The following is a 12,935-nucleotide window of genomic DNA, read 5'->3' on the forward strand; positions in this document are numbered from 1 at the left end:
GTCACCGGATTCTCGCCCTTTTCGTCAGCCACGCTCACTCTTCCCCTTCGGAACGTTGATCTCCCATTCGGTGCCCTCCCCCGGCCCCGTTTGCAGGACTGCAGTTCCGCCGAGCACCTGTACTCGACCGAGAATGGACTTCGATACTCCCATGCGGCCTTCGGCCTCGGCCTGCGCCAAGCGACCTTCGGGGATTCCGACGCCGTCGTCGCGGACACTGACGATCACCTCGTCCGGCAGATCTTCGAGCAATACGTACGCCTTCGCCGCAGGACCGGCGTGCAGCCCGACATTGGACAGGGCATTGTCGACGATGGCTGCCAGTTCGATGGCTCGATCGCGCTCGATCACGACCGGGTGCGCGGGCGTCGACACCGACACCGACGTGCTGGCCTGCGTGGTCAGCAGCGGACACAGATCCACTGTCTGTCCGCCGACGTCTGCCGCGGCACCCGAAACCTGCTCGGAAATCAGCATTCTCAACGCGACCTCCTGCTCGCCGGCCAGCGCGGCCAGCTCAGCTGCCTCGCCGCCGAGTGCGGCTCCTCGCCGGCGCACCATCGCCAGCACCTGCAGAACGCCGTCGTGCACTTCGCGTGCCAAACGTTCGCGCTCTTCGGTAGCCGCCGCCAGACGTACGGCCTGCTCGAGTTGTCGATGCGAGCGCCGAGCGGTGGTGGTGGCCAAGCCCAACGCCAGGCCGACCGATACGAGCACGGGAGCCGTCGCATCGCGCCAGAGGTCCAGGTTGACCTGGTCGCGGATGATCGCGCTGGCCGCCGAGATGACAACTCCGGACGCCATACCGAGCCACGGCCCGCCGAGAATTGCCGCGGAGATGACCGCGTTGGTGGCCCACAGCGTGGTGGGGAGCGTCTGGTGATTCTGATACCACTCGTGGTCGGAGACCAGCCTCGTCGACGCCATCAGCAAGATGACGACCACCTGATCGGCGATCACCACCTGGTACCTCGGCAGCTTCTTCCCGAACAACGCACCGGAGGTCCCGAGCAACAGTGCCGACACCCCGGTCCACACGGCCATCAGAGCGACGAAGAACCAGCTGAGCCGGGAGTTGGTGTAGTCGGAGGCCGAAGCGAACTGGTAGCTGATCGCGTACACCAGCGTGACGAGGCGAAATGCCTGCGCCGCCCGCCACAGCGGGGCATCAGGGTCGGTGTCGACGCCCGACGCCTCGCGAACGGTCGGCTGATAGTGCAGCCGACGACGGCGGGTGGGCTCAGTCATCGGGAGGAGTGGGGTTCACGATGCGAGGCTCGGCGCGCGGCTCGTCGGGTTCGGCGGGGAACAGTGGGGTCTCCGGATCTTCGACGTGCAGTTCGGCGTACGCGATGTCCGGGTCGTCGGCGAGGAGGGAACGAATGGCGGTATTCAGGACCGCGACGATCGGAACAGCCAAGAGCCCGCCGACGATTCCGGCGAGGACGATGCCCGTTGTAATGGCGAGAACGACTGCCAGCGGATGCAGGCGAACAGCGCGACCCAACAACAGCGGTTGCATCACGTGCGCTTCGAGCTGCATGACGCCGATGATGATGCCGAGGACGATCAGTGCCGTCAGGAAACCCTTCGTGACCAGAGCGACAAGCACCGCGAGAAAACCGGTCAGAAATGCACCGACGATCGGGATGAACGCGCCGATGAACACCAACGACGCCAGCGGCAGGGCGAGCGGCACCCCGAGGATCGCCAGGCCGGCACCGATACCGATCGCGTCGGCGGCGGCAACCGCGACCGTGGCGCGCACGTAACCGATCAGCGACCCGAAACCTGCAGAACCGGCGATCCGCACCCGACGACGCGCGTCGGTGGGAACGATCCGGGTGACGAACTGCCAGATCTGGTCGCCGCCGTAGAGGAAGAAGATGAGAGTGAACAGCGTCAGCAATGCCCCGGTGAAGATCTCGCCGATGACTGTCGCCGTGGTCAAGGCGCCGCTGGTCAGGGACTCACGATTGGATTGCACCGACTTGACGACCGAATCACCAGCCTGGCGGATCTGATCCTCGCTGAAGTGCAGCGGTCCGCTGGTGAGCCAGTTCTGAATCTGCGTGACGCTGGCCGTGAACTGGTCGGTGAGCTGGGGCAACCCGTCGATGAACTGCTCGACGACAAACGTCATGATTCCCGCGACCAGTCCGATCGAGGCAAGCAGAACGACGATCACAGCTGCCGAGCGAGGAACTCCCCACACCTGTAGCCGATCGACAACCGGAATCAACAGAGCCGATGCCAGTAGAGCCAGCCCCACCGGGATGAGCACGGTCTCGAGGCGCAGAACCACGTATCCGAGAACCAGTAGCCCGGCAAAGATCACGATGAGGCGCCACGACCATTCTGCCGCGATACGCACGCCCGGATGCACCGCCCGAGCGTCGGCGGAGATGGGTTTGTTCATCCTCGAAGCTCGCTCCGCACGCCCCCTGTTTGCGTTCACCTCGCGAGCCTAACCGGACCGGCCGACACAGGTGAGCGGACCAATAATCGGACGCGCGTACCAACACTTCGAGCTCTGCCAGCTAAATTGAACCCTGTGCGGGCCTCATACAGAGCAATAGCGGTGACCATCCGCAGCCGGTGGCCCCTCTATATGCTCTCCATGCTCGCGGCCAATCTGATCGGCGCGGTACTGGTCTTCGCTTTCGTGCGGTACGGCGTTCCGATCCAGGAGTCCGACGCGATAGTTGCCGACCGTGTCCGCAACTTCGCGATCTTCGGCGTTTACCTGGCATTCGCGGGTGCCGTCAGCCTCACCGCGGCGGCCATGATGTTGAAGTCGGTCATTCGTTGGCGGCTGCGCGGTGGTCCACCGACGAGGTCCGAGCAGATGGCGGCACTTCACGCGCCGCTTCGCCAGGCCATCGTTCACCTGGTGCTGTGGATTCTGGGCGGCATCATCTTCGTGTTCCTGACCATCACCGAGATGCCCGGACTCGCGATCGCCGTGATCGTGACGGTCTGCATGGCCGCGACCACGACCTTCGGGTTCACCTACATGCTCGGCGAGCGCATCTTGCGTCCGGTCGCCGCCCAGGCGTTGAGCGAGGGCGAATTCGATCGGACCATGGCGCCGGGCGTCGGAACCCGGCTGGCGATGACCTGGGGACTCGGCACGCTGATGCCCGTCGCAGGCATCATCTTGCTGTGCTCGACGCAGCTCACGACCGATCTCGAGTTCTCCCCCGACTCACTCGCGTGGGCGATCCTGCTCATCTCGATCATGGCGATCGTGCAGGCCTTTGCGCTGTCGATGCTGACGGCTACCCAGATCTCCGATCCGATCCGCCAACTGCGACGCGCCATCGAGCGGGTGCAGCGCGGCGCCACCGACGTACGCGTCGAGGTGTTCGACGGCAGTGAGATCGGCCGGCTGCAGGTCGGCTTCAACCGCATGATGAAAGAGTCCGACGAGCGTCGTCTGCTGCGTGAGCTGTTCGGTCAGCACGTCGGCGAGGACGTGGCCCGGCGCGCGTTGAAGTTCGGTACCGAGCTGGGCGGCGAAACTCGATTCGTGGCAGTTCTGTTCGTCGACATGGTCGGATCCACCGGTGCCGCGGCCGAGCGCCCGCCGGGTGAAGTGGTCGAACTGCTCAACGAGTTCTTCCGTGTGGTCGTCGACGTCATCGATCGTCACCATGGTTTTGTCAACAAGTTCATGGGTGATGCAGCGCTCGCCATCTTCGGTGCACCACTCGATCGACCCGACGCTCCGACGGCAGCCCTCGCTGCGGCTCGCGAGCTGCGGTTCAAGCTCAACGACATCACCGGCCTCGACGTCGGAATCGGTGTGAGCGCGGGGCTCGCGGTCGCCGGCAACATCGGTGCTGCCGAACGTTTCGAGTACACCGTGATCGGCGATCCGGTCAACGAAGCATCACGGCTCACCGAGCTCGCGAAACTTCGGCCCAGCCGGGTGCTGGCGTCGACGAGCGCGCTGTATTTCGCCGACGAAGAGGAACAGGCCGAGTGGGAACTCGGCGAGCAAGTCCAACTGCGTGGGCGCCGACGACTGACGCATCTGGCGTGGCCCGAAAAGTATCCAGAGGTCGATCCGGATCAAATTGGTTAGGGTGAGTCGATGGCTCAGCCTGGAAATACCCCACGGCGACTGAGACGACCACGCTCGCCCGTGGCCGAGACCAGTCGGGCCAGAGGGCGCTTCTGGTGGTTGAAGTGGCTGCTCGGGGTGGCTCTGATCGCCCTTCTGATCGTCGAGGGAATCATCCTGTGGCCTCGTCTCAACGAGTACTGGCAAGCTCTCACCGAAATCCATTGGGGTTGGGTGGCTGCCTGTGTAGCCGCCCAGGCGGTGTCCCTCAGTGGTTACGCGTCCGTTCAGCAGCGCCTTCTCAACGCGGCAGGTGTTGTCGCCGGTCACCTCAAGAACCTCTCGGTCATCTACGCCAGCACGGCGATGGCGTTGACGTTGCCTGCCGGCCAGGTCTTCTCGACAGCGTTCACGTACAAGCAGACTCGAAAGTGGGGGGCGACGCCGGTTGTCGCGTCCTGGCAGTTGGCAATGTGCGGTGTCATCGCCGCCGCGACTCTGGCACTACTCGGTGCCACTGGCGCAGTGGCGTTCGGCACCAAGGTCAGCCCGGTGACGCTGACGATTTCGCTCGTCGGCATGGCAGCACTGTTTCTGGCGTTGCGATACGTAGCCCAGAATCCCGGCAGCATCGAACGCATCGGGCACCGAGTTCTGGCGCTGTACAACCGTTCCCGCAAAAACCCGACCGGGCGCGGTATGCACCGTTGGTCCGAAATCCTCAAGCAACTGGACTCGGTTGAACTCAGTCGGACCGACACTGCGGTTACCTTCGGATGGTCGGCAGTTCACCGAGTTGCCGACGTCCTCTGTCTCGGTTTCGCTTGTTGGGCAGTAGGAGCCGATCCGTCCTTCGCCGGCCTGCTGATCGCGTTCACAGCGGCGAAAGCGGTGGGCAGTATTCCCCTCATGCCGGGCGGTCTCGGCTATGTCGAGCCCGTGCTCATCACAGCACTGACCATGGCGGGCTCTACCTGGGCGCAAGCCGCAGCAGCGGTATTCGTTTATCGGATAATCAGTTTCGTACTTGTCGCTCTGGTGGGATGGCTCATCTTCCTCGTGTCATTCCGTGCAACCCACCACGAAGACCTCGAGATGGATCTCGAGTTCGAACGCCGCGAACAGCCCGGCGTTTAACGTCGCAACGCTGCCGCCATGTCGTCGAGGTGGGCTCGGCTGATCCGTACCGCTGCCTCCGCGTCGCCGGCTTCGATGGCGTCCACCAACATTCGATGCTCGTCCGCATCCGGCTGACTGTGTGGATGCAGGTCCAGAACCGCGATCAACTCGATCAACGCGGCCCGCAGACGCGGCACAAAAGTCTCGAAGAGTTCCGACAGCACGGGATTGTGTGCCGCATCCACCACTGCCCGGTGGACGGCGATATCGGCGTCGACAAACGCTGCGTCTCCAGAGTGCGCGGCAGCAGTTCTACCGTCGAGCGCCTGCCGCAGAGCCGCGACGTCAACGGCATCGCGGCGCTGCGCCGCCAGCCGAGCCGCTTCGATCTCGACCGCATTTCGCACCTCGACGACATGAAGAATCGCCTCGGCTTCGAGCACGCGCGGCCACTGATCCGGAGGCGTCGTACTCCGTAGGAAGACGCCGGCACCCTGTCTCGATTCGAGCATGCCGAGGCCCGCGAGGGTCCGCACCGCTTCCCTGATGGTGGACCGACCGATACCCAACTGCGCAGCCAAAGTGGTTTCACCTGGAAGTTTGGCGCCGACTTCCCATTCACCGCTCACGATCCGCGCTCGCAGCAACTCCGCGGCCTGGTCGGTGAGCAGCCGACGCTCGACGATCGGTGACACGTGAACTCCTCAGGTTGTCTGATAAGTGATTTCGTTCTAGTGTAGCCCGCATGGCTACAGGAGCACTCCTTCTCGACTGCCGCGGCGGGGCCTGACAGACCGGCACCCCTCCGCGGGGTTTCGCCATGCCGGTCTCTCGACTCGACCGCAGGAGAAACCGAAGATGAGTACTACCCGCGCCAACCGCTGGAACAACCAGAAGCCGTCACGCATGCCGTCCGAGCGCTATCGCGCCGCGTGGGATCGCGTCGACATTCCGACTTTCGACCGAACGTGGCCGTCCAATCGCACCACCGCGGCGCCCCTGTGGGTGCCCGTCGATCTGCGTGACGGCAATCAAGCCCTCGCAGAACCGATGGACCCCGAACGCAAGCGCCGAATGTTCGAACTGATGGTGGCGATCGGCTACAAGGAAATCGAGGTCGGCTATCCCTCTGCGAGCCAGACCGATTTCGATTTCGTTCGCGACCTGGTGCGGTTCGATCTCGTTCCCGACGACGTCACCATCGTCGTATTCACCGCCGCGCGTACGGATTTGATCGAACGGACGTACCAGTCGATCGAGGGACTGCCGAACGCGGTCGTCCACATGTACACCGCGACTGCGCCGACGTGGCGAAACGTGGTTCTCGGCAAAGAGCGAGAAGAGTTGCACGACATGATTTTCCGCGCGGCACAGGACGTGGCCCGTGGCGGCGAAGGCCACGACGGGTGGCGATTCGAGTTCTCCCCCGAGGTCTTCAACCTCACCGAACCCGATTACATCCTGCAGGTCTGCAACAGCCTCACCGAACTCTGGGACGCCAGTCCCGATCGCCCGGTCATCCACAACCTGCCTGCCACAGTCGAAATCGCCACCCCAAACATCTATGCCGACCAGATCGAATACATGCACCAGAACCTGGCCCGACGCGATTCGGTGATTCTCTCGGTCCACCCGCACAACGACCGCGGCACCGGGGTTGCATGTGCCGAACTGGCAGTACTGGCCGGCGCGCAGCGCGTCGAGGGATGCCTGTTCGGCAACGGCGAGCGCACGGGCAACGTCGACCTGGTCACACTGGGGCTGAATCTGCATGCACAGGGCGTCGATCCGGAAATCGACTTCTCCGACATCGACAAGATCCGTCGAACGGTGGAGTACTGCAACCGAATTCCCGTCCACGAGCGCCACCCGTACGGCGGCGATCTCGTGTACACGGCATTTTCCGGAACCCACCAGGATGCGATCAAGAAGGGCTTCGCCCATCACTACGAGAGCGCGGAGGCTGCCGGCGTCGATCCGGGATCGGCGCCGTGGGCAGTCCCCTATCTGCCGATCGACCCCGCCGACGTCGGCCGCGATTACCAGGCGGTGATTCGTGTGAACAGCCAGTCGGGCAAAGGCGGAATCGCTTATCTGTTGCAGACCGAGTACGGGGTCGAACTCCCGCGGCGCCTGCAAATCGACTTTGCCTCGCGGGTGCAGCTCGAGACCGACGACTCGGGCACCGAAATGACCGCCGACCAGCTGTGGAAACTGCTGCTGCGCGAGTACGGGTACAACGGAGGGGTGCGTCGGTACTCACTGGAACACACCGCCGACGGTGATCAGTTGTTCGTCGCCATCGATCGCGACGGACGCGAGGTCACCGCTGTAGCCAGTGCGTCCGGGCCGGTCGAGGCCTTGAGTAAAATCCTGACCGAACAGGGCTCGGCCGTCGAGGTCGTCTCGCTCACCCAGCATTCACTGCCCCGCAACCCGGAGTCTTCCGGTAGTGCGAATTCGGCAGTCACCATCGCAGAATGCGTGGTGAACAGCGAAGGGCGCTGGGGCATTGCGGTGCATCAGTCGGTGACAGCGTCGGCGCTTCACGCCGTCTATGCCGCAAGCACAAACACTGTGATGCAGCTCACATGATCTTGCGGAAGGATTTCCTGGGGTCCATAGTTGAAGCTACAAGAACTTGAACATTCAACTACTTATTCAGGAGCTTCCATGACCACCGCAACCTTGCCCACATTGACCGCCGGAACCTGGGTCATCGACACCGTCCACTCCACTGTCGGATTCTCGGTTCGCCACCTCATGGTTTCCAAGGTTCGTGGAACGTTCGACGAGTTCTCGGGAACGATCACCGTTGCCGAAGACGGAACCCCCGCCGTCGAGGCCGAGATCTCCGTGGACTCCATCAACACCAAGAACGAGCAGCGCGACGGCCACATCAAGTCCGCTGACTTCTTCGACGTCGAGAAGTTCCCGAAGGCCACCTTCAAGTCCACCGCAGTGCGCTCCAAGGGCAGCGACTTCGTCCTCGCCGGCGACTTCACGCTCCACGGCGTCACCCGCGAGGTCGAGCTGAACCTCGAGTTCAACGGCGTCAACCCGGGCATGGGCCAGGGCCCCGTCGCCGGATTCGAAGCCACCACCGTCATCAACCGCAAGGACTTCGACATCTCCATCGAGATGCCCCTCGAAGGCGGCGGAGCAGTTGTCGGCGACAAGATCACGATCACCCTCGAGATCGAAGCCGGCCTCCAGGCCTAACAGCACTGTGCGCCTTTATTAACCGCCCGCGGTTAATAAAGGCGCACAGTCGTATGGTGTGAGCGTGAAGAAGTACGCACCATTCCTGCTGATCGACGCCATTCTTGTCATAATCTTCTGCGCGATAGGGCGCCGTACCCACGAAGAAGCCAATGCGCTCGCCGGTCTGGCGAAGACATCGTGGCCCTTCCTGACCGGCCTGGTGATCGGATGGGCTGCCACGTTCGCGCTGTACCGCGACAAGTTCAATGCCGTTCTCCTTCTTCCCACCGGCATTGTCGTTTGGCTCGGCGCCGTCGTCATCGGCATGATCCTGCGAGTGTTGAGCGGCCAGGGCACCCAGTTCAGCTTCATCGTCGTCGCGACGCTGGTCCTCGGCGCGTTCCTTCTCGGTTGGCGCGCACTCGCTCCGCTGGTAGTGAAAATCCGCGCCAAGTCGTAACCAAACTCCACGGCTCGGAACCACCCGAAATGCCCGAGCACGTAGGACACTTTTCGAATGAGCAACACTACGGAGCCCGTCGAACGTAGCGAGAAAGAAGACCGGGGGTTCTTCGGCCAACCCTTTGCGCTGGCGAACCTGTTCGGCGTCGAGATGTGGGAGAGATTCTCCTTCTACGGGATGCAAGGCATCCTCATCTACTACCTGTACTACAGCGTCAGCGACGGCGGCCTCGGAATCAGTCAGGCGGCAGCGACCAGCATCGTCGGCGCATACGGCGGCACCGTCTATCTGTCGACGATTCTCGGTGCGTGGGTGGCCGACCGACTTCTCGGCTCCGAGCGCACGCTCTTCTACAGCGCTTCGCTGGTGATGGCCGGCCACATCGCCTTGTCGGTTCTTCCTGGCATGTGGGGTGTGGGTGTCGGCCTGGTCATGGTCGCCTTCGGCAGCGGCGGCTTGAAGGCCAATGCGACCTCTCTGGTCGGAGACCTATATTCCGAACAGGACAATCGCCGCGACGCCGGATTCTCCATCTTCTACATGGGCATCAACATCGGCGGTCTTGTCGGTCCACTGCTCACCGGAGCCGTCCAGGACGCCTGGGGATTCCACGCCGGTTTTGCTCTCGCCGCCGTCGGCATGGCTCTCGGCCTGATCCAGTACACGCTGGGTCGGAAGCATCTTCACGGAATCGGAGCCGAGCCCGGCAACCCGTTGCCTGCAGACAAGCGCGCGCTCTACATCGGGATCGGCATTGCCGCGATCGTCGTAGTCGCGGTTGCCTCGATCACCGGTTTGATCACCGCGGACAACATGTCCGACGTCGTTGTCGGACTCACGATCGTCGCTTCGGTCGGTTACTTCCTCCTCATGCTCACCAGCAAGAAGGTAACCAAGGTCGAACGCAGTCGAGTCTTTGCATTCATCCCGATGTTCATTGCGAGCGCGGCCTTCTGGTCGCTGTTTCAGCAGCAGTTCACCACCGTGCCGGTGATCTCCGACAAACTCCTGGACCGCAATCTCTTCGGTTGGGACTTCCCGCCGACGTGGGTGCAGTCGATCAATCCGGTGTTCATCATCATCTTTGCCGGTGTGTTTGCAGCGATGTGGACAAAACTCGGTGACCGTCAGCCGTCGTCGCCGATCAAGTTCGCGCTCGGTACCGGCACGATGGGTCTGGCGTTCCTGGCATTCATCCCGATCACCGGTGGCGGACCGAACAGTGCACCGCTCCTCGGCCTTGCCGGAGTGCTTCTGCTCTTCACCTTCGCGGAACTCTTCCTGTCCCCCGTCGGCCTTTCCCTTGCAACCAAACTCGCGCCCGAGCATTTCCACACCCAGATGGTGGCGTTGTTCTTCTTGTCCGTTGCGTTGGGTTCTTCGATGGCGGGAACCTTGGCCGGTTACTTCGACATCGACGACAGTCGCCCGTTCTTCCTGATCATCGGTTTCTCGTCAATCGGAATCGGAGTACTTCTTGCTCTTGCCTCGCCCTGGATCAAGAAGCTGATGCAGGGCGTGAAGTAGACGGTCTCACTTCACCCACAACCACAGAGCCAACACGAATCCCGCTATCGCTACTGCCACACGCAGTACCGATGGCGGGATTTTCTTGACTACGGGCGGGCCACACCAACCTCCGGCCAACGCTCCGAGCGCCATCGCCAACGCGGCCACCCAATGCACCTGTCCGGAGAAGGCGAAGATGAGTGCAGCCACAAGATTGGCAATGCCGAGAAAGAAGCTCTTCAGGATCGTTGCACGCCACACCGTTTCGGAAGTGAGGATGAGCGTCGCGGCCAGGAAGATGACGCCGGCACCAGCACCGAAATAGCCGCCGTAGACCGCAACGGCAAACAGTGCGGCCGAGTAGATTCCGGGACGGTCACCGCCGCCGGACAACTCACGAATCTTCGGTTGCAGTAGCAACGCGAGCGAGGCGAACACAACCATCGCCGGCACAACGGATTCGAACGAACCTTCCGGTGCCAGCCACAGAATCAGGGCACCGATGATGCCACCGGCAGCCGAATAGAGAGACCAGCGAACAAGTTTCGGACCCGTGTCGGCAACTTCACGGGACGAGTTCGCCAATGCGCCGACGCCGACGGCCACCAACGCGACGGTATTGGTCATGTTCGCGCTGACCGGCGAAAGCCCGACGCTCAGCAGCGCCGGATACGAAACAATCGATGCGAGACCGGTGACAAAACCGACTAGACCGCTGAAGAATCCCGCTACGACGAGGAAAAGGAAATCGAGCAGGTTCACGAACCAGGAATCTACCCGCGGTGCCTGGTACTACTTGTCGGCAGGCTTGCCGAGTTCCTGGAAGAGCTTGTCCGTCATCTGCATTGCTCGATCGCCGCCGTCGGCGTCTGCGACGAACACTGCAAACGCGAAGTCACCACGTGATCCATAGAACCAACGATCGTCACCGCTCGCTGCACCGGCCGCCATCATGTCCGGGTACCCGGCGAGTCCGCCGGCCCCTCGCATCGCGTCGCGCAGACGATTGTTGACGTCGCCGGGCAATGCCGTCGGCGTGACGTCGGCGGTAGCCGGTTGTCCGAATACCATCATCGGCAGCGGGACACTGCCGCGGGCGATCGATGCCGCGAGCATCGCCATTCCGAACGGAGTCACTGTCGGCGCGTCCGCGTCGTTGGACGTCTTGTTGGCCATGACGTTGTTCATCGCCTGGTCCACGCCGGGGCGGTTCGCGGCAAGTACTGCCGTCTGCTGATCGAGTCCCTGAATGTGGAAGCCGTTGCCGAGTCCGAGTTGCTGCCCGGTGTCGGCCAACTGTTCGGGTGACACAGATCCGGGGTCGACGCCGTTCTGCATCGACGATGCGAGGCGGACCAGATCGAGGGCGCCGCCGGCCGGGCGCAACCCGGTGAATGCGATCGGGCCCTGTTCGATGGCCTGATTGTTCTGTGCTGCAGCCAGAATGGCGCCGTCCGACGGGCGGATCGCGACGATGGCGGCGGGAGTACCTGCACTGACGACGGCTTCGATCGCAGCGAGTTGAGCGTGCGAGTCGAGGGTTGCGGCGACGTCGGGGCCGGGAGGTCCTTGGAAGCCGGCTTGTTTGATCGGGAATCCGTTGGACTCCACCAGGTTGACCGCCCAGCCGGCGGTGGCGTCGCGGTTGGCCTGCCACACGGTCCGCAGCGGGTCCAGGAGCGGCGAGTTGATACGACGATCGGAGGCGATCAGCTTGGGTGTCTTGACCACGACGACGCCGGGGATTGCAAAATCGCTTTCCAGGTACGCGTAGTCGGGATCGCGGAGCAGTACGGCGGTGACGGGCTTGCCCGGGTTGGCCGCGAGGTCGGCCAGCATCGACTCCGAGGTCACCAATGGTGCGACGGGCTCGAGAACTGCGGCGAGGCGACGAGTGGTGTCGACGGGGTCCGGCATGGTCGTCGGGTCGAGAGTGATCGCGTTGATGGTCTGCTCGTTCATGAGCAGGGTGCCCGTGCTGTCGACCACCTTCGGGGGCGCTGCGTCGGTGCGGGTGTACGAGACGGTGCGCCCGTTTCCGAGGTCGGGAACCAGGACTGACGGGTCCCAGGACACCCGCCAGCCGACGGAAAGATCGCGAACCTCGCCCTGCGACTGGTAGCTCCAGTCCTTGCCTTCGCCGAAGTTCCAGGACGCGTCGAGTGTGAAGAGTCCGGAGTCGCTACCCAGATCCATGACCTGAGCGACGTCGAAGTCGGTGGACTTGGCGGCCAGTCCGTCGAACATCTGCTGGATCGAGGGCCGGGCTGCGTTGGGGTACGACGTGAGCGCCGCAGCAGCTTCGGCGTCGTGGTTGTTGAGGGCGGTGACGAAGTCTTCCACCACCGAAGCGGCGTCGGTTTTCTTCTCCCCACCGATGACACATGACGCGAGCGCCACTGTCAGAACGACAGCAGTTATCGAAGCAACGACATATTTTCCACGACGGTTGTGCTGTCCTCCGGGCCCCATGCATGTAACTCTTTACTTCTGTCACACGAGTAACAAGCACGGGATGCCTACGAACGTGTCACGGTTGAGCTACGACGGCGTGATCCAACTGCAACGGAA

Annotated in this window: 11 protein-coding genes; 6 read left to right on the plus strand and 5 right to left on the minus strand. The window is 62.9% G+C overall.

Translation table 11 applies throughout. The annotated features are described in order from the left end of the window. Positions 1–24 precede the first annotated feature (24 nt). Both macS and ACKAMS_RS14005 read right to left on the minus strand, forming a co-directional pair. On the minus strand, positions 25–1,248 hold the full coding sequence (gene macS, locus ACKAMS_RS14000) for a MacS family sensor histidine kinase (protein WP_003945490.1): 1,224 nt from the start codon (positions 1,246–1,248) through the stop codon (positions 25–27). Next, the gene (locus ACKAMS_RS14005) at positions 1,241–2,419 is read right to left on the minus strand and encodes an AI-2E family transporter (protein ID WP_019747101.1); all 1,179 of its coding nucleotides are present in this window, start codon (positions 2,417–2,419) and stop codon (positions 1,241–1,243) included. The genes macS and ACKAMS_RS14005 overlap by 8 nt, the downstream gene beginning before the upstream one ends. 192 nt (positions 2,420–2,611) lie before the next feature. Here ACKAMS_RS14005 and ACKAMS_RS14010 point away from each other — a divergent pair, with 192 nt between their 5' ends. Both ACKAMS_RS14010 and ACKAMS_RS14015 read left to right on the plus strand, forming a co-directional pair. After that, the gene (locus ACKAMS_RS14010) at positions 2,612–4,090 is read left to right on the plus strand and encodes an adenylate/guanylate cyclase domain-containing protein (protein WP_003945952.1); all 1,479 of its coding nucleotides are present in this window, start codon (positions 2,612–2,614) and stop codon (positions 4,088–4,090) included. Between the two features lie 39 nt (positions 4,091–4,129). After that, positions 4,130–5,206, plus strand: a complete 1,077-nt coding sequence (locus ACKAMS_RS14015; RefSeq protein WP_408989193.1) for a YbhN family protein — start codon at positions 4,130–4,132, stop codon at positions 5,204–5,206. On the opposite strand, the gene ACKAMS_RS14020 is transcribed toward ACKAMS_RS14015, so the two are convergent. Then, positions 5,203–5,883 (minus strand): FadR/GntR family transcriptional regulator, encoded by a 681-nt coding sequence (locus ACKAMS_RS14020; RefSeq protein WP_007734477.1) that lies wholly within the window; start codon positions 5,881–5,883, stop codon positions 5,203–5,205. The two genes, ACKAMS_RS14015 and ACKAMS_RS14020, sit on opposite strands and share 4 nt — an antisense overlap. Positions 5,884–6,046: 163 nt before the next feature. Between ACKAMS_RS14020 and ACKAMS_RS14025 the strand changes: the two genes are divergently transcribed. From ACKAMS_RS14025 to ACKAMS_RS14040, 4 genes are all read left to right on the plus strand, one after another. Next, positions 6,047–7,783, plus strand: a complete 1,737-nt coding sequence (locus tag ACKAMS_RS14025; protein ID WP_408989152.1) for a 2-isopropylmalate synthase — start codon at positions 6,047–6,049, stop codon at positions 7,781–7,783. A gap of 78 nt (positions 7,784–7,861) precedes the next feature. Then, on the plus strand, positions 7,862–8,410 hold the full coding sequence (locus ACKAMS_RS14030) for a YceI family protein (RefSeq protein ID WP_019747097.1): 549 nt from the start codon (positions 7,862–7,864) through the stop codon (positions 8,408–8,410). A 64-nt stretch (positions 8,411–8,474) separates the two neighbouring features. Continuing rightward, positions 8,475–8,852 (plus strand): DUF3054 family protein, encoded by a 378-nt coding sequence (locus ACKAMS_RS14035; RefSeq protein WP_172932313.1) that lies wholly within the window; start codon positions 8,475–8,477, stop codon positions 8,850–8,852. A gap of 57 nt (positions 8,853–8,909) precedes the next feature. Continuing rightward, entirely contained in the window at positions 8,910–10,382 is a 1,473-nt protein-coding gene (locus tag ACKAMS_RS14040; RefSeq protein ID WP_019747095.1) for a peptide MFS transporter, read from the plus strand. Between the two features lie 6 nt (positions 10,383–10,388). On the opposite strand, the gene ACKAMS_RS14045 is transcribed toward ACKAMS_RS14040, so the two are convergent. After that, positions 10,389–11,126 (minus strand): sulfite exporter TauE/SafE family protein, encoded by a 738-nt coding sequence (locus ACKAMS_RS14045; protein ID WP_003945554.1) that lies wholly within the window; start codon positions 11,124–11,126, stop codon positions 10,389–10,391. Between the two features lie 30 nt (positions 11,127–11,156). Beyond that, complete coding sequence (locus ACKAMS_RS14050; protein ID WP_408989153.1) at positions 11,157–12,836, minus strand: NTF2-like N-terminal transpeptidase domain-containing protein; 1,680 nt, start codon at positions 12,834–12,836, stop codon at positions 11,157–11,159. Positions 12,837–12,935: the final 99 nt, after the last annotated feature.

Origin of the sequence: Rhodococcus sp. 5A-K4, from assembly GCF_046097995.1 — a bacterium.
In the GTDB taxonomy this organism is placed as follows: Bacteria; Actinomycetota; Actinomycetes; order Mycobacteriales; family Mycobacteriaceae; genus Rhodococcus_F; species Rhodococcus_F erythropolis.